13 protein-coding genes are annotated in these 16,167 nt (G+C 67.1%); 4 read left to right on the forward strand and 9 right to left on the reverse strand.

Annotated features, from left to right (window positions below; all coding sequences use genetic code 11):
* Nucleotides 1-2: 2 nt before the first annotated feature.
* The 7 genes from V6M37_RS14535 to V6M37_RS14565 form a co-directional block, all read right to left on the reverse strand.
* Nucleotides 3-779 carry an RNA polymerase sigma factor FliA gene (locus V6M37_RS14535; RefSeq protein ID WP_332674658.1) on the reverse strand — a complete coding sequence of 259 codons (777 nt, stop codon included), beginning with the start codon at nucleotides 777-779 and terminating at the stop codon, nucleotides 3-5.
* Between the two features lie 113 nt (nucleotides 780-892).
* Entirely contained in the window at nucleotides 893-1,702 is an 810-nt protein-coding gene (locus V6M37_RS14540) for a MinD/ParA family ATP-binding protein (RefSeq protein ID WP_332674492.1), read from the reverse strand.
* 1 nt (nucleotide 1,703) lies between these two features.
* Nucleotides 1,704-3,191: a flagellar biosynthesis protein FlhF gene (gene flhF, locus V6M37_RS14545; RefSeq protein WP_332674493.1), complete on the reverse strand. Its 1,488-nt coding sequence runs from the start codon at nucleotides 3,189-3,191 to the stop codon at nucleotides 1,704-1,706.
* 122 nt (nucleotides 3,192-3,313) lie between these two features.
* Complete coding sequence (gene flhA / locus V6M37_RS14550; RefSeq protein ID WP_332674495.1) at nucleotides 3,314-5,410, reverse strand: flagellar biosynthesis protein FlhA; 2,097 nt, start codon at nucleotides 5,408-5,410, stop codon at nucleotides 3,314-3,316.
* Nucleotides 5,411-5,445: 35 nt separating this feature from the next.
* Entirely contained in the window at nucleotides 5,446-6,585 is a 1,140-nt protein-coding gene (flhB, locus tag V6M37_RS14555; RefSeq protein WP_332674498.1) for a flagellar biosynthesis protein FlhB, read from the reverse strand.
* A gap of 209 nt (nucleotides 6,586-6,794) precedes the next feature.
* A complete protein-coding gene (locus V6M37_RS14560) occupies nucleotides 6,795-7,250 on the reverse strand; it encodes a DUF192 domain-containing protein (protein WP_332674500.1) in 456 nt (151 codons plus the stop codon).
* A 37-nt stretch (nucleotides 7,251-7,287) separates the two neighbouring features.
* On the reverse strand, nucleotides 7,288-7,896 hold the full coding sequence (locus tag V6M37_RS14565; protein ID WP_332674502.1) for a pseudouridine synthase: 609 nt from the start codon (nucleotides 7,894-7,896) through the stop codon (nucleotides 7,288-7,290).
* Between the two features lie 210 nt (nucleotides 7,897-8,106).
* Here V6M37_RS14565 and V6M37_RS14570 point away from each other — a divergent pair, with 210 nt between their 5' ends.
* The 3 genes from V6M37_RS14570 (at nucleotide 8,107) to V6M37_RS14580 (ending at nucleotide 10,125) form a co-directional block, all read left to right on the forward strand.
* Nucleotides 8,107-8,916 (forward strand): DUF1835 domain-containing protein, encoded by an 810-nt coding sequence (locus V6M37_RS14570; protein ID WP_332674503.1) that lies wholly within the window; start codon nucleotides 8,107-8,109, stop codon nucleotides 8,914-8,916.
* 321 nt (nucleotides 8,917-9,237) lie between these two features.
* A complete protein-coding gene (locus V6M37_RS14575; protein ID WP_332674505.1) occupies nucleotides 9,238-9,555 on the forward strand; it encodes a LysR family transcriptional regulator in 318 nt (105 codons plus the stop codon).
* Nucleotides 9,556-9,558: 3 nt separating this feature from the next.
* Nucleotides 9,559-10,125 (forward strand): LysR substrate-binding domain-containing protein, encoded by a 567-nt coding sequence (locus V6M37_RS14580; protein WP_332674660.1) that lies wholly within the window; start codon nucleotides 9,559-9,561, stop codon nucleotides 10,123-10,125.
* A gap of 486 nt (nucleotides 10,126-10,611) precedes the next feature.
* Here V6M37_RS14580 and V6M37_RS14585 read toward each other — a convergent pair whose 3' ends face one another.
* Nucleotides 10,612-13,257 (reverse strand): AAA family ATPase, encoded by a 2,646-nt coding sequence (locus V6M37_RS14585; protein WP_332674507.1) that lies wholly within the window; start codon nucleotides 13,255-13,257, stop codon nucleotides 10,612-10,614.
* Nucleotides 13,258-13,626: 369 nt separating this feature from the next.
* Nucleotides 13,627-15,216, reverse strand: a complete 1,590-nt coding sequence (locus V6M37_RS14590; protein ID WP_332674509.1) for a winged helix-turn-helix domain-containing tetratricopeptide repeat protein — start codon at nucleotides 15,214-15,216, stop codon at nucleotides 13,627-13,629.
* Between the two features lie 168 nt (nucleotides 15,217-15,384).
* On the opposite strand from V6M37_RS14590, the gene V6M37_RS14595 reads away from it, so the two are divergent.
* Nucleotides 15,385-16,140 carry an SDR family oxidoreductase gene (locus V6M37_RS14595; RefSeq protein WP_332674511.1) on the forward strand — a complete coding sequence of 252 codons (756 nt, stop codon included), beginning with the start codon at nucleotides 15,385-15,387 and terminating at the stop codon, nucleotides 16,138-16,140.
* Nucleotides 16,141-16,167 lie beyond the last annotated feature (27 nt).

Below are 16,167 nucleotides of genomic sequence, written 5' to 3' on the forward strand. Positions count from 1 at the left end.
CCTCAGGCGACCGCCGGCTTCTTCGGCGGGCGGCCGCGGCGCGGCCCGCTGGCGGGCACCTTCGCAGCGACTGCGCCGACGACGCGCGCGCGCAACCGCGCGACCGCCTGACTGTGCAGCTGGCATACGCGCGACTCGGACACGCCGAGCACTTCGCCGATTTCGCGCAGGTTCAGTTCCTCGTCGTAGTACAGCGCCATCATCAGCTTCTCGCGCTCGGGCAGGTCGCCGATCGCGCGGACGAGTGCGGCGCGGGTGTCGGCTTGTTCGAGCAGGTCGAGGGGATTCGATTCGTGCTCGCCGAGGTGGCGTTCGAAGTAGTCCTCGCCGTTCTCGTCGGTGAAGTCCTCGAAATGCACCAGCTGATGGCCGCGGGCGTCCTGCAGCATCCGCTGGTAGTCGGCGAGCGGCATGTCGAGCGCCTCGGCCAGCTCGATTTCGGTCGGCTGCCGGCCGTTCTTCTGCTCGAGGCTGTGGATCGCGCCTTCGATCCGGCGCATGTCGCGCCTCGCGCTGCGCGGCAGCCAGTCGTTCTCGCGCAGCCCGTCGAGCATCGCGCCGCGGATGCGCTGGACCGCATAGGTCTCGAACTGCGCCCCGAGGCCGTCCTCGAAACGGTTGATCGCATCGAGCAGGCCGAGCATGCCGTTCTGGATCACGTCGTCGATCTGCACGCTCGCCGGCAGCTTCGCCATCAGGTGATAGGCGAGCCGCTTCACCAGCGGCGCGCAGGTTTCCACCAGGTGATTCTGGTCGGGATTGCCTTGCGCGTCGTACATCCACTCTGCCTGTGGCTTCTTGCGCCCGGCCGCGCCTTCGGAGGGCGACCCGCCGCGCCCGCGAACGAGGCCTTCCTCGGCACAGTCCTGCCGCATCGAATACGTTGCTGCAATCATGGCTGTACTCCCCGATTCGTCGCGCCTCGTGCGCGCGGCTGGCCGAATGCGGCAAGCCGGCGCAGAAACGCCGCGGCCGCTTCCCCGGGCGACGACTCCATCGCATCGCAGTCGAGGCCGGCCGCGAGGTCGTCCCGCTCCGCTTCCCCGAGCCATGCGAGCGGCACGCCGATATGGCGGCGGACAAGCTGGCCGAGCGCGGCAAAGAAATCGCGCGCCTCGTCGCGGCTGCGGGCCCTGGCGACCGCGACGTGCAGCGACCCGGCTCCCGCGGCGGCGAGCTGCTTGATCACGCGGTACGCCTCGGTCGCGCCGGAACGGCTCGCTTCGGCGACGATCAGCCGGCGCGGCGCGGCGAAAACGAACGGCGATGGATCGCCGGCCGTGCCGGAGCCGGCGTGGATCAGCACGAAGGCGGCGCGCCGGTTGAGCTCGCGCAGCGTGCCGACGAGCCGCGCGCGGCGCTCCTCGTCGAGCAGCGGCAACGCGAGCGCGGCGGCCGAGACCGGGACACGTCCGACGAGCCCGGGCACCGGCTGCAGCACGTCGCGCAACCCGATCTGGCTGCCGAGCACGCTGAGGAGATCGGGTCCGTCGGGCAGGCCGAGGGCGCCGGCGAGCGACGCGTCCCCGACTGCCTCGTCGAGCAGCAGCACCGGCCTCGACTGGCCCGCGATACGGTGTGCGGCCAGCAGCGCGGTCGACGCGCGGGAGCGTCCGGTCGCGTACAGCGCCACGACGGTCGGCGGCGCACGGCGAAAGAGCCGCCGCAATCCTGCCGCCTGGTCTTCGCGGGGGTCGATCATTTCAGGCTCCCGCGCCCGCCGCGAGCATCAGCCCTGCTTCCTCGCCTTCGAGTTTCCACGGCGAGTCGGCGGTTTGCGCGCGCAGCGCGCGATGCAGCAGATAGGCACGGTTCGGCAGGTGCAGGTCCTCGGGCACCCGCTGGCCGTTCGCGACGTAGTACACGTCGAGCGCATTGGTGACGGCGACGTCGATCGCCGGGGCGAGCGACGCCGCCTCGTCGATCTTCGTCAGGATGCAGCCGGCGAGATCCGGGCCGCGATACGCGCGCACGACGTCGGCGAGCGTGTCGCCGCGGCAGGTCGCGTTGAGCAGCAGCAGGCGGCGCACGCTGCCGGCGCCGGTCAGCATCGCGGCCTGTTCGGCGACCATGCGATCGCGCTGGCTCATGCCCATGGTGTCGATCAGCACCATGTGCTTGTTGCGCAGCTCGGCGAGCGTCTGACGCAAGTCGGCGCCGTCACGGACCGAGAACACCGGCACGCCGAGGATACGGCCGTAGATGCGCAGTTGCTCCTGGGCGCCGATCCGGTAGCCGTCGGTGGTGATCAGCGCGAGCTTCTCGGCGCCGTGGCGCACGACGCAGCGCGCCGCGAGCTTCGCCGTCGTCGTCGTCTTGCCGACGCCGGTCGGGCCGACGAGCGCATAGACGCCGCCGCGGTCGATGATGTCCGCGTCGGACGACATCGAGCGCAGCTCGCGGGCGAGCGCCGCCTTAACGGCCGCGCGCGCCTCCTCGGCGCTCGCGCCGTCGCCGACGACGTCGGCGAGGCGACGCGCGAGCACGCCGGAAAAGCCCGCTTCGAGCAGTTCGCCGACCGTGTCCGCGCGGGCCGGCGCCTTGCGGCGCGTCTCGCCCCACGCGAAGCCGGACAACTGGCGCTCGATCAGCTCGCGGATGCCGGCGAGTTCGCCCATCAGCTTCGCGTTCGCTTCCTGCAGGTCGCGGATTCGCGGATCGTCACGCTCTTCGCGCGTTTCCCGCGCGGCGGGGGCGGCGGTTTCCGGCCGCGACGGCACGGCGTCCGTGACGCGCGGATGGCGAGACAGCGTCGCCGCCGCCAACGCGTCGCTCGCGGCGTCCTCCACGAACGCGGAAGCCCGCTCGCGCGTACGCATCAGGTAATCCGGCGTCTCCATCCGCGGCGGGTTGAACGGTCGGATCACCGGGCTCGCCGGCTGCGCCGCGACCGGGCGCTGAACCTCGTGGCGCGTCGGCGCCGGCGCACGGGTCGACAGCCGGATGTGAAAATCGTCGTCGATGTCGGGGAGCGCGGCCGGTTGCGCCGCCCGCGTTGCCGGTGCCGCCGCAGGGGCTGCAGCCCGCGTCGCGGACTGCAACGCGCCGACCGCGTCGGCCGGCAGCGCGAGGATCTCGACGCCGCCTTCGACCGCGCGATTCGACAGCACGATCGCATCGGCTCCGAGCTCGGCCTTCAGGGCACGCAGGGCGTCGCGGGCGGTTTGGGCGAAATAGCGCTTGACGTTCATGTGGATTCTCCGGACTGCGGCGCTCATGGCGCATCGTTGGTCCGATTATGCGGTTCGGGCCCGGGCCCGCTTGCGCGGAATAAACCGGGTTTCCCCCGTCTATTCCGTCCCGCCTGCGGCGCTCAGTTCGCGCCCGCGCCGACCATGCTGGTGACGCGAATCGTGCGCGTCTCGGGCACTTCGGAGTTCGCGATGACTTTCAGCGACGGCACCGCGCGGCGCAGGAAGCGCGACAGCAGCCAGCGCAGCTGCGGCGGCACGAGCAGCACCGGCGGCAGGCCGATGTCCTCCTGGCGCTGCGCGACTTCGGCGGTGTGCCGCAGCAGGCCGTCGGCGAGGCTCGGCTCGATCGCGCCGCCGTCGCCGCCCCCGCCCATCGCCTGCATCAGGATGCGTTCGAGCGCGGGTTCGAGCGTCATGACCTGGATCTCGGCGTTGCCCGGGAACAGGCCCTGCAGAATCGAGCGGCCGAGCGCCTGGCGCACGCGCGACGTGAGGTCGAGCGGGTCCTGCGTGCGCGGCGCGTTCTCCGCGAGCGTCTCGATGATCGTGCGCATGTCACGGATGTTGACGCCCTCGTCGAGCAGGTTCTGCAGCACGCGCTGCACGGTCGCGACCTGCAGCAGCGCCGGAACGAGGTCCTCGACGAGCTTCGGCGCGCTCTTGCCGATATGGTCGAGCAGCGCCTGCGTCTCCTGGCGCCCGAGGAGTTCCGCCGCGTGGTTCAGGATCAGGTGGTTCAGGTGCGTCGCGACGACGGTGCTCGCATCGACGACCGTGTAGCCGAGCGCATGCGCCTGCTCGCGCTGGCCGATGTCGATCCAGAACGCCGGCAGGTCGAACGCCGGATCGCGCGTCTCGCGGCCGGCGAGCGGACCGCTGACGCGTCCCGGATTGATCGCGAGAAACTGCCCGGGATACGCCTCGCCGCCCCCGATCTCGACGCCTTTCAACGCGATGCGGTACGCGTTCGGCTTCAGTTCGAGGTTGTCGCGGATATGCACCGGCGCGGCGAGGAAGCCGACGTCCTGCGCGAACTTCTTGCGCAGGCCGCGGATGCGCTTCAGGAGCTCGCCATCCTGCCCCTTGTCGACCATCGGAATCAGCCGGTAGCCCACTTCGAGGCCGAGCACGTCCACCGGTGCGACGTCGTTCCAGCTCGCTTCGAGGTTTTCCGCCGCCGGCTGCGGGGCCGTTTCGGGCTTCCCCTGCGCTGCGGCCGCCGCCTCGCGCTGCTCGGCGCCGATCCGCTTCCATGCGAACCAGCCGAGCGCGCCCGCGATCAGGATGAAGACGAGGTTCGGCATGCCCGGAATCAGGCCGAGCACCCCGATGATGCCCGCGGTCAGCATCAGCACGCGCGGGTTCGAGAACACCTGCGCGACGACGAGGCCGCCGATGTCGCCTTCGTCGCCGACGCGCGCGACGACGAGGCCGGCCGCGATCGAGATCACGAGCGCCGGGATCTGCGCGACGAGGCCGTCGCCGATCGTCAGCAGCGTGTAGGTCTCCATCGCCGTGCTCGCGCTCATCCCGTGCTGCACGACGCCGACCATGAAGCCGCCGAGGATGTTGATCAGCAGGATCAGGATGCCGGCGACCGCGTCGCCGCGGACGAACTTCGAGGCACCGTCCATCGCGCCGTAGAACTCGGACTCCTGCGCGACCTCTTTCCTGCGGCGCTTCGCCTCGGCCTCCTCGATCAGGCCGGCATTGAGGTCGGCGTCGATCGCCATCTGCTTGCCCGGCATCGCGTCGAGCGTGAAACGGGCGCTGACTTCCGCGATCCGCCCGGCGCCCTTCGTGACCACGACGAAGTTGATGATCACGAGGATCACGAACACGACGATGCCGATCGCTGTGTTGCCGCCGACGAGGAAGTGCCCGAACGCCTCGATGACCTTGCCTGCGGCATCCGGGCCGTTGTGCCCTTCGAGCAGCACGATCCGCGTCGAGGCGACGTTGAGCGCGAGACGCAGCAGCGTCGTCACGAGCAGCACCGTCGGGAACACCGAGAAGTCGAGCGGCTTCCTCGTGTACATCGCGACCAGCATCACCATGACGGAGATCGCGATGTTGAACGTGAAGAAGACGTCGAGCGCGAATGCCGGCAACGGCAGCACCATCATGGACAGGATCATGATGATGAAGATCGGCGCGCCGAGCAGCCGCAGGTTGGCCGGCGTCATCAGCGCGCGCAGGGTCAGGGTTTCGGGCATCGCTAGTCTCTATCGTTTTCCGTGCGGCCGCGGTTTCAATCGGGCGCGCCGGGGTCCATGTCTTCGGGCACCGGCAGCTTCGCCGGCGCCGCGGGCGGCAGGCCGCCCTGGGTCATCCACTGGTTGAGCTGATACACGTAGGCCATGACTTCGGCGACCGCCGTGTAGAGCGCGCCCGGCACCGCCTGCTCGAGCTCGCAGTGCTTGTAGAGCGCGCGCGCGAGCGGCGGCGCCTCGAGCAGTGGCACCTTGTGTTCCTTCGCGAGTTCCCGGATCTTCAGCGCGATCTCGCCGCGGCCCTTCGCGATCACGATCGGCGCGCTCATCTTCTTCGCGTCGTACTTCAGTGCGACCGAAAAGTGCGTCGGGTTCGTGACGACGACGTCCGCCTTCGGCACCTCGGCCATCATCCGGCGCCGCGCCAGCTCGCGCTGCATGCTGCGGATGCGCCCCTTGACGTGCGGATCGCCCTCCTGCTCCTTGGCCTCGCGCTTGACCTCTTCCTTCGTCATGCGCAGCTTCTTGTGGTACTGCCAAAGCTGGAACGGCACGTCGATCAGGGCGAGGATCGCGAGCCCCATGATGATCAGCAGCGCGGAAAACAACACGGCCTGCAGGAAGTCCGGCACCGCCGTTTCGACGTTCTCGAACATCAGCGCGAAGATGTGCTCGCGCTCGCGCCACACCGCGAACGCGCCGACGCCACCGACGACGGCGGCCTTCAGCACCGACTTCAGCAGCTCGACGAGGCCGTGCACGGAGAACATCCGCCCCAGACCCTTCAGCGGATCCATCCGCTCGAGCTTCAGTCCCAGCGCCTTCGGCGAAAACACGAAACCACCGATCAGGACCGGCGCGCCGACCGCGGCGATCATCAGCATGCCGAACAGCGGCAACATCGTCAGCAGCGCCTCGGTGAAGAGGTCGCCGAAGTCCTTGACCATCAACTGCGGGTCGAACGCGACCGCGCGCTCGAACGTGAAGCCGCGGCGCAACAGGCCGAGGATGCGCTCGGAAATCCAGCCGCCCATCAGCCACAGGCCGCTGACGCCGGCGATCAGCACGAGAAAGGTCGACAGCTCGCGCGACTGCGGAACCTGCCCTTCCTCACGCGCCTGTTCAAGGCGCCGTGATGATGGCTGTTCCGTTTTTTCGAGATCGCTGTCTTCGGCCATCGCCGACTCCTTGCCTGCACCGCCGCGTCGCGAGTCGCCCGCGCGAAACGGACGAACAACGAGATGCAGCGATTATCAAGGGACGCCGGCAATCGGGACCGTCGGATAAGCGACCGGAAAAACCCCTATTTCGGAAGTTGGCACGACGGGCGCGCGTCGGACCACGGCGGGAACGACGCTCCGGCTCCCGCCCGCCGCGTGCTGCGCGATCAGCGCCCGGCCGGCAGGCGCTCGACGCCGCGAATGCGCTCGCCGACCGCGATCTTGCGCGACGAAAACCAGTCCGCGTTCATTTCGAGCGCATAACGGGCGCGATCGGCGGCGCAGTGCGAGTCCTGGGTCCGTGGGAGCATGCGCTCGATATTGAGGATGCGTCCCTCGGCGTCGAGGAACGCGACGGACAGCGGGATCAACGTGTTCTTCATCCACATGCAGTGGCGAGCGTCCTGCGGGAAGACGAAGATCATGCCCCGGTGCGCCGGCATCGACGTCCGGTGCATCAACCCGATCTGCCGCGCCTTGTCAGTGTGCGCGAGCTCCGCCTCGACGCGGTACATCCCGGCGCCGAGTTCGACGACCGGCAGTTCGGCGCCAACGACAGGCGCATTGAAAATGGCACCGGCAATAAGGAGCCCGGCAAGACGACGCGCTGCCCGACGAACCATTGCTTCAACCGTCCGTTGTGAAATTCGACCCGGGATTCTACCGCCGCCCGCCGCGACTGCGCGCTCTCGTCACCTGAGCGGCGGCGGCGCGTCCTTCCAGCGCCAATCCGGATTCCTCGCGCCACTCGCCCGGACCGAGCCGCGCGAGCGACCACGGACCGATCGCGACCCGCAGGAGACGCAAGGTCGGAAACCCGATCTTCGCCGTCATCCGCCTGGCCTGCCGGTTCTTTCCCTCGCGCAGGACGATCTCGAGCCACGACGTCGGCACGCTCTTGCGAAACCTCACCGGCGGGTCGCGCGGCCACAGCCAGTCGGGCTCGCCGACGACACGCGCGTCGCACGGGCGCGTGACGAAATCGCCGAGGTCGAGCCCCGCCCGCAAGCGGGCGACGGCTTCCTCGCCGGGCTCGCCCTCGACCTGGACGAGATAGGTCTTCGGCAATTTATGCCGAGGGTCGGCGACCCGGTGCTGCAGCGCGCCGTCATCGGTCAATAGCAACAGACCTTCACTGTCGGTATCAAGCCGGCCCGCCGGATACACGTCCGGCACCGGCACGAAATCCTTCAGCGTCGCGCGGCCGGGCTCGCCCGAAAACTGGCAGATCACGCCGTAGGGTTTGTTGAGGAGGATCAGACGGGACATGCGGACGCCGCAGGTTTTGGGGCGGGCCGGAGGCTCGCGGAGCAAGTCGAACCCGACGAAAGCGAAGGCGCTTCCGCGCGGCGGTTCGACGATTCACGACGCGCGGATTATACGCAGTCGCCGGCGCTTTCCCGCCGGCGGACCGGCGAACCGGGTCGCGCCCGCCGGGTCTACCGACCGACGCGGTGCAGGCCGCATACCGGACAGGCCATGACAGACGCAGTCCATCTGGTGCTCGGCGACACCGCCGCGGGCGTGCTCCGCGATGCGATGAACATCGGCATGGCGCCGGCGGCAACGATCGTGCGCTTTCGCGACATCTACTGCCTCGGCCCGCTCGGCGCGCTGGGGACTGCCGACGGCCCGGCCAGCCGCGCGCGCTACTGGGCCGAGTTGCTGCCCGACGCGCCGCCGGCAGTCGGCGACTTCGACGAGGAGGAGGCGCGCTATGCGCAGGCGACCGACGCAGCGCGCCAAGGCACGGTATTCGTCTGGACCGGCGCGCACAGTTCGTCGCAATTGTGGCTGCAGCGCTTATGCGCGGTGTTGCCGCCGCAGGCAGCGGACATCCGCGTCGTCGAGGCCGTCGACCCCGGTGCCGATCCGGGCGGCCGGCGCACGGTCAGCCAGTTCGAACCGGGTGAGTTCGGGGAGCTGCTTGCGCGCGCGCGGATGCTCGACGCCGCGGAGATCTTGCGGCTCACCCGAGAATGGCAGCGCAACGCGGCGTGCACATCCGGCGTGCGGCGCTGGGCCGGCGGCCGCATCAGCCACCACGGCGACGACTTCTACGACGGGCTGCTGCTCGCGCAATGCGATGACGACTGGCAGCCGGCCGAGCAGGCGATCGGCTCGGCGCAGTGGGAATGCGACGAATTCCTCGGCGACGTGTTCTTCGCGTGGCGCCTGCGCTGCCTCATGCGAAGCGGACGCCTGCTGTGTAGCGGCCCTGCCGGATCGCTCGCCGAGGCCGCGGTCCGGCTGCCGGGAGCGGGCGGCGCGGACGGCACGCCGCACTGAGGACGTCATGCCCGCCGCCGCCGGCGCAGTCGTCGTACGTCAGGGATCGCGCGCGCCGGATCTGCCAGCGCTTCGTTCCTCGCGATACGGCCGCGCCCCGCTTCGCGACCGTCGGTGATGCGGCAGCCGTACGAGACGCTCTGGGGGGTGATGCCCGACCGCGTCGCGGCGACCTGAGCCGACTGACTGGGCGAGCCCGGCGAACGCGACGGGTGCCTCCCCGTCGCCCTTCCCAACGCGGGCCGAGATCGGCGAAGATGCGACCCGCTTCCCATCGAAAGGACCCGTCTTCGCCGTGTTTGAGCCTCTTCCGAACCTTCCATGCGCGTCGATCCGGTCTCGCTGAAGCTCTTCGTCAGCATCGTCGAGACCGGCACGATCGCCGCGGCGGCCGACCGCGAGCACGTCGCCGCGTCCGCGGTCAGCCGGCGCATCAGCGACCTCGAAGCGGCGCTGAAGACGACGCTGCTGCGGCGCACGAACAAGGGCGTCGAGCCGACCGACGCGGGCATCGCGCTGCTGAACCTCGCGCGCGGCGTGCTGCACAGCCTCGACGAGATCGCCGCGCAGATGGCCGAGTATTCGACCGGCGTACGCGGTCAGGTGCGCGTCGCGGCGAACCTGTCGGCGATTACGTAGTTCCTGCCCGGCGAGATCAAGCAGTTCCTCGCGCTGCATCCGCAGGTGCAGATCCACCTCGAGGAGCGGATCAGCACGCGCGTCACAAAAGCGGTCGCCGAGAACCAGGCCGACATCGGCATCTTCGCGCACTTGCCGTTCGGCCAGGAGGTCGAGACCTTCCACTACCGCAACGATCACCTCGTGCTGATCACGCCGCGCGACCACCTCCTCGCCGGCCGCGACGCGGTGCGCTTCGCCGACACGCTCGACTACGACTGCGTCGGGCTGCACGCCGGCAGTGCGATCAACCTGCAGCTGGTGAAAGCCGCGACCGAACTCGACCGCGCCGTGCGGATGCTCATCCAGGTCACGAGCTACGAGGCGCTATGCCTGATGGTCGAGACGGGGCCGGGCATCGGCTTCCTCCCCGAAGCGGTCGCGCGCCGCTACCTCAGCACACTCGACATCGCGCAGGTCCGCCTCGACGAGCCGTGGGCCGAGCGCGAACTGAAGCTGTGCGTGCGCTCGTACGCGGCGCTACCGGTCGCGGCGCGGCGGCTGGTGGATCATTTGCGGCACGAGGATTGAGTCGCGGGATGGCACGAGATTCGGCGGTCGGCGGACGACCATGTCGCGGCGGGTGTGGAAGTTGGCGTGGAATTCGCCGCAAGCTGCTGGCGGGCTGATGCCGCCAAAGCCGCAGCGCCCGGCTTGTTCCGGCAGCCCCGCTCTGCGAATCGGGGTCTGCTTGCGTTGGCCCTATTCGTCGACGGGCGGTGATGTTCGACCGGTAGTCGGCCGGAGCTGACGTTCGCGTTCAGCGGAAAGAAAGGCTGCTATGTGACAGCCTTCTCTCACTCAGCGCACTTGCCGTCTGATCGGCAGGATTCCCGACCGCCGGCCGCCGTGCGAGTCGCCCGGCAAGCGTTCCTCTCCGCGGTGTCCGCATGAGGCACACGTTGTAAACGTACAGAACCGGGGCCGAAGCGGCTATTCGCCCGGAAAATTCTTATCGGAAACGAAATAAAGAATGCGGCACAGCGTCGACCCCGGACAGTTGTCCGGGGGCCACTATCAGGCCTGCGGAGCCTCGATCGCCTCGTCGAGCTTGATGACGGTCTCGAGCATGCGCCGAACGACTGCGGCGTCGAACTCTTCCGCCCGGTCCTCGTCATGGGTTCCCTTGTTCAGGTAGTTCCACTCGAGTTGGTGCTTCTCGTCGTATCCAAGCATCTCGCCCAGGTGCGGCACGGCTTCTTGGAACACGGTCACCTCCTTCCTGACGAGGAACTGGTGGAGCCCCGTCGCCAAGCTCTTGAGGTCGGGGTCTCCCGGCCCCCTCATCCCGACGCTTATCTGCGCCGACAGCTTCTTATTGGCAATCTTCTTCCAGAGACGGTTGAGTTCCTCTTCGAAGGCCTTCCGGACGTAACTCAGGGAGTCGCGCGTACGCCCTTCTTCGTAGCTTCGGGCAGCCACCGTGAGGTAGTGGCGGGGCGAGTCGAGCTTCACGGTGATCTTCTTGGCGGCGAACGGCACGAGGAAGTCGATTCGGGTCACCGTTCCCTTGTACTTCTTCATCGGCACGGCGTTCTCGAGGCGCTTCACGAAATCCTCACCGTGGGTCGTGACGATGAGTTGCCTCTTGCCGACCTCTTCCGGATTCAGGATGAGGTCGATGATCGCACCCCGGTGCTCGTCGTCGATCGAGTTCACGACGTCGTCGAATATCAGGAACGGGAGGCCGTCCCTGGTGATCTTCGCCAGCAGGATCGCGAGCCCGAGGCAGCGAATGTGCCCTTCGCTGAGGACCTGGAGCGCGTCGCACCGATCCCCGTTCTCGAACTCGATCTCTATCCTCTCCCCGACGGACGTCGGCAACCTCAGGGACTTGAGCCTGTCGGAAGGGTGGTCGTTCTTGTTGATCTCGTTGTAGAACTTGAGCGTCTTCTCGTTGAGGTCCGCGGCCAAGGCCAAGGGCAGTCCGGCGTTGTAGGCCAGGAGCTTGCCGCGGAGCGAGACGTAAGCGAGGCTGTAGCTCAGGTTTCTCGCGACTCCCGGTTTCTCGGCTTCCGCCTCCCTGATGAGTTCCTCGTTCTCCCGGTTGAACTTCTCGATAGCCTGCGTCGCCTCCGTCTCGCTCTTCGCGTTCGCAGCGACGAGGGTCGAGATGGCCACGATTTCCTCGACGTCCTTGGAGATCGCGAGGTTATCGTCCTCGAGCTTCTTGATCGCGGCTTTGGAATGTTCGACCTTTCCGTTATGGGTCGCGGTCGCGTCCTTCAGCGCCTGAAGGAGCTCACGCTTGGCCGGTACGGCTCGGAGGAAGGTCTCGATGCCCGCCGCATCCTTGGCGTCGGAAGCCTCAGTGCTGAACGAGCCGACCTCGGGCGCTCCGACGAACCCGACGGCCGCGGCGGACGCCGTAAGCTTGGCGATTTTCGAAAGCAAATCCCGCCAGCCGAGGTTGAAGGCCTCCCGGATTTCCTTGACCCGCCCTTCGGCCTTCAGGGCGGCGTCGAATTGCTTCAGCTTTTCCTCCGCGTTGCCGTACGGATCGACTGGAACGGCGAGTCGACCGTCGCGGTAGAGTTCGGAGGCGCACGCGGGACACTCGTTCCCGAACCTTTCGCGGTTCCCCAGGATCGCGCCGTAAAGGTCCCGAAGGGAAAGCTGGTCCTTGTACTGGTTGAGGAACTCTTCCGATTCCGCCTTCTCTTTGATGAGCCGGAGCAGTCCGTCGGCGTCGGCTAGGATGCCGTCCGTCCCGGGATCAGCGGCCGTTTTAAGGTTCTGAAGGCGGCCGATTTCGGTGTTGTTCGCCTTTTGCTTGCCGCCGTTCCCTTCGGGGCCGGTTAGGGCGGCCTTGATTTCCTCGAGGTCCTTGCACTCCGGATATTTCGCGAGCAGCGCGGCGCCTCGCGTTTCAGCGGCTTTGGCTTTCACCGGGAGGCCTTCGAGGATCGCCTTGTGTCCGGCGATGCCCTTCGCCCGGTCCGCGAGATCCTTCCCCTTTTTTCCGACGCAGTCCAGGTAAGGGTCGAGGCTCTCGTTGAACTGCGTTGCGAACGCGTTGAACTCTTCCAACCCGAACAGTGCGGCCAACCGCGCCTGCTGGGCGGCCGGGGTATTGGCCGCCACCCGCGCGAATCCGTCGATCCGGTTCTTTTCGATGAAGCAGAATTCGAAACTGCGGGGGTCCGCTTTCACTTCGATTCCCTGCTCCTTCGCGGTATCTCCGTACAGGACGGGTTTCGCCGACTTCCTCGATGTGGCGTTCCTTATGTAGTCCGAGACGGGGATCCGCTTCGAGTCCGCTTCGTGGATCGAGCCGAGCAATCCGTATTCGAGCGCCTCGCAGAGGCTCGACTTCCCCGTCCCGTTCGGCCCGTAGACGAACGTGTACGGGTTCTTGAACTCGAAAGTGTGCTTGTCCGAAAACCCCCGGAAATGCTCGACCGCCACTTTGGTAAGCCGGACGATCTCGCTCTCGTTGGCGTGCGCTTCGTCGGCCTCGATTTCGAGTGCCGGAGGCGCCGCGTCCCCCTTCTCGACGATGAGTTTCGCCAAGACCTTCCCGCGTCGGCCTCCGGCCGTCCCGACCGCCGCGATTTCGTCGAACCCCCCCAGCATCAGGTTGGCCAGTTTTTTCTCGTGTTCGGACAGAGTCGGGGCCGACTTGGCCAGGAAGCGTTTGAATTCGGGTAGGGATTTAGACATGTCTGTTCGCGGAGCGATTGTTTTCGGTTATGCGGTCGGGCGCGGGTTCGGCACGATGCCTCCATTCTATGTCAAAGTATTTTCGAAAAAAGCCGTGTTCGACGTTTCGTGGAAGACGGCGAGGCGTCAAGCGGCGACTTTTAGCCCGTAGCGGACGTGTAACCCGATACGGTCGACTGTCCTCTTCGGCCGAGCAGCAGGCATTGATCGCCACGTCCGCGAAAGCCTGCTTCAACTACGAGGGCAGTTGTTCGAATCGGTCGTGTACTCGGTATGGAGCCGACGCTGATTACCGACACCTACCCAGTGGGGGAAACATCTCGCGACGGATGTAAGGAGCGCGGCTCTTGCACAGAAGCTCTGTGCCCCTTATTGCGGCAACCCTGCTTTACGCAGGCCGTCCATCAAGATCGCCTGATTCTCCGCCCGTCGTATCGGCAGCCAATCCGCAAGATTGGAAATACGCAACTTAGGATCAAGCTCACGCAGCTTATCCATCGCCCGCCGCGCTTCGCCCGTCCGCCCGCCAAGCGCATGACTCGCCGCGAGCACGGCCACGGCCACGGCCAGCAATAGACTCGGCAAATCCCGCACCGCCTTTTCCGCCCATGACGACGCAGCATCGAAGCGGCCGACGAAGAGATGCGCGGCCGCCATTCCGGCTTGCATTCGATACAGCTCCGGGTCGAGCGGGCTCAAACGCATGGCGTGCGAAAAGTGCTCGATGGCGGCGTCGGTTTCGCCGTGCCAGAGCCGAAGGAATGCCCCGAGAAACCACGCCGCCGCGAGGTTGGGATTGAGCACGAGCGCCTTGTCCAGCAATGCGATGCCTCCCGGGAGGTCGCCGGCCAGATGGGCAAGCACGTGGCCGCTTCTGGTGAGCGCGACCGCGTCGCCCTTGCCCACCTCCACGGCGCAGCGAGCCAGCCGGATCCCCTCGGCGACCTCGCGCGGGCGGTCGGTCATCCAGCCATTGATCTTCCGCCAGCAGTGACACCACGCCGCCATCGCGTAGGCCGACGCGAAATCCGGATCGAACTCGATCGCCTTCTCGAAGAGCGGCAGCGCCTGGTCGATGGTTTCCCGGGTTCCCTGATGCAGCTTGGCCATTCCGCACAGATAGTAGTCGTAGGCGTCGAGGCTGCCGGTCGGTTTGTGCCTCGCACGCTCGATCTCGGCCCGTTCGAGCTGCGGCGCGATCGCGCCGACCACGGTCTCGGTGATCTGGTCTTGCAGTTCGAAGATGTCTCCCAGCACACCTTCGAAGCGGCCGGCCCAGTGGTGCGCGCCGGAGGTCGCATCGATCAGCTGTCCCGTGATCCGCACCCGGTCGTTGGCCTTGCGCCAGCTGCCTTCCAGCACGTAGCGAACGCCCAGCTCGCGGCCGACCTGTTTCACGTCCACCGCACGACCCTTGTAGGTGAAGCTCGAGTTGCGCGCGACGACAAACAGCCAGCGATGCTGCGACAGGGCCGCGATGATGTCCTCGACGACGCCGTCGGCTAGGTAATCCTGCTCCGGGTCTCCGGTCAGATTCACGAACGGCAGGACGGCGATCGACGGTTTCGCGGGCAGGTCCGGCGCGGAGGCCGGGACTTCGATCGATGGGGCGGGCTGGGCGCCCCCCGGGCCGACGCCCCCCAATGACTCGGCTTCCCTGAGGTCGGAGACGAACCGGAATCCCTTGCGGGCAATCGTTCGAATCACCCGCTGTTGCTGGCCGTCGTCGCCGACCGCCTTGCGCACCGCGGTGATGTGACTGGCGAGCGTCGATTCCGAGACGATTCGACCGCCCCATACGGCATCGACCAGGTCGTCCCGGCTGACGACGCGCTCGCGGTGCTGCGCCAGACAGACCAGCAGGTCGAAAATCTTGGGCGCAGTGGCAACGGCCTGGGACGCCCGGCTGAGCTCCCGCCGGTCGAGGTCGAGCACGCAGTCGTCAAAGACCAAAAGCATTCAGGGACCTATCGATGGCACGGTCGATCGGCGGGTTCTTGGACAAGCGTCCAAGCGAAATGCAATGAAAACCCAAGGCTTCCGCAAAGTCTTCCGCCCGCCCGCCGAGCACACTGCGTCCATCGATCGCCGTCCTGTCGTGATCGAAACTGAATCGAGGAGCAGAGCATGAAAATCGTAGTGATCGGCGGTAGCGGCCTTATCGGGTCGAACATTGTAAGCAGGCTGCGGCGCCACGGGCATGAGACGGTGGCGGCATCGCCCCGTACCGGCGTCAACACCCTCACCGGGCAAGGGTTGGCTGAAGCGCTGGCAGGCGCGCAGGTCGTCGTCGACGTGTCGAACTCGCCCTCGTTCGAAGACCGGGCAGTCATGGAGTTCTTCGAAACGTCGACCCGAAATCTGCTTGCCGCGGAAGCCTCCGCCAGCGTCGAGCATCACGTCGCACTTTCCATCGCCGGCACCGATCGCCTTCCCGACAACGGTTACTTCCGCGCAAAAGTCGCGCAGGAAGCCCTGATCAAGGCGTCGAAGATTCCCTACACGATCCTGCGCGCGACGCAGTTCTTCGAGTTCATCGAAGGCATTATCAACTCGAGTGTCGACGGCGGCACGATTCGCCTTTCGCCCGCCCTGATCCAGCCGATCGCAGCGGACGACGTCTCGGCGGTGCTCGCCGATCTCGCGGTCGGAGCACCGGTGAACGGCATCGTCGAGGTCGGCGGACCGGACCGCTTCCCGCTCGACGAACTGGCGCGCAAGTTTCTCGCCGCCCGCGACGACCAGCGCGAGGTCATCGCCGACGTTCATGCGCGCTATTTCGGCAGCGAGCTGGATGATCGCTCGCTGGTCACCGGCGATAACGCGCGAATCGGCTCGACGCGTTTCCAGAACTGGCTCAGCCGCTCGGCGGCGCAAGAATAAGCCGACGCCTCATCGACCCGCCCCGTC

Origin of the sequence: Aromatoleum sp., from assembly GCF_036675785.1 — a bacterium.
Lineage (GTDB): Bacteria > Pseudomonadota > Gammaproteobacteria > Burkholderiales > Rhodocyclaceae > Aromatoleum.

Excerpts from the sequence above, each read along its gene's own strand:
- V6M37_RS14540 (WP_332674492.1), bottom strand. The coding sequence starts at position 1,702 with ATGATCGACCCCCGCGAAGACCAGGCGGCAGGATTGCGGCGGCTCTTT.
- V6M37_RS14575 (WP_332674505.1), top strand. The coding sequence starts at position 9,238 with ATGCGCGTCGATCCGGTCTCGCTGAAGCTCTTCGTCAGCATCGTCGAG.
- flhF (WP_332674493.1), bottom strand. The coding sequence starts at position 3,191 with ATGAACGTCAAGCGCTATTTCGCCCAAACCGCCCGCGACGCCCTGCGT.
- flhB (WP_332674498.1), bottom strand. The coding sequence starts at position 6,585 with ATGGCCGAAGACAGCGATCTCGAAAAAACGGAACAGCCATCATCACGG.
- V6M37_RS14535 (WP_332674658.1), bottom strand. The coding sequence starts at position 779 with ATGTACGACGCGCAAGGCAATCCCGACCAGAATCACCTGGTGGAAACC.
- V6M37_RS14595 (WP_332674511.1), top strand. The coding sequence starts at position 15,385 with ATGAAAATCGTAGTGATCGGCGGTAGCGGCCTTATCGGGTCGAACATT.
- flhA (WP_332674495.1), bottom strand. The coding sequence starts at position 5,410 with ATGCCCGAAACCCTGACCCTGCGCGCGCTGATGACGCCGGCCAACCTG.
- V6M37_RS14585 (WP_332674507.1), bottom strand. The coding sequence starts at position 13,257 with ATGTCTAAATCCCTACCCGAATTCAAACGCTTCCTGGCCAAGTCGGCC.
- V6M37_RS14590 (WP_332674509.1), bottom strand. The coding sequence starts at position 15,216 with ATGCTTTTGGTCTTTGACGACTGCGTGCTCGACCTCGACCGGCGGGAG.
- V6M37_RS14560 (WP_332674500.1), bottom strand. The coding sequence starts at position 7,250 with ATGGTTCGTCGGGCAGCGCGTCGTCTTGCCGGGCTCCTTATTGCCGGT.
- V6M37_RS14570 (WP_332674503.1), top strand. The coding sequence starts at position 8,107 with ATGACAGACGCAGTCCATCTGGTGCTCGGCGACACCGCCGCGGGCGTG.
- V6M37_RS14565 (WP_332674502.1), bottom strand. The coding sequence starts at position 7,896 with ATGTCCCGTCTGATCCTCCTCAACAAACCCTACGGCGTGATCTGCCAG.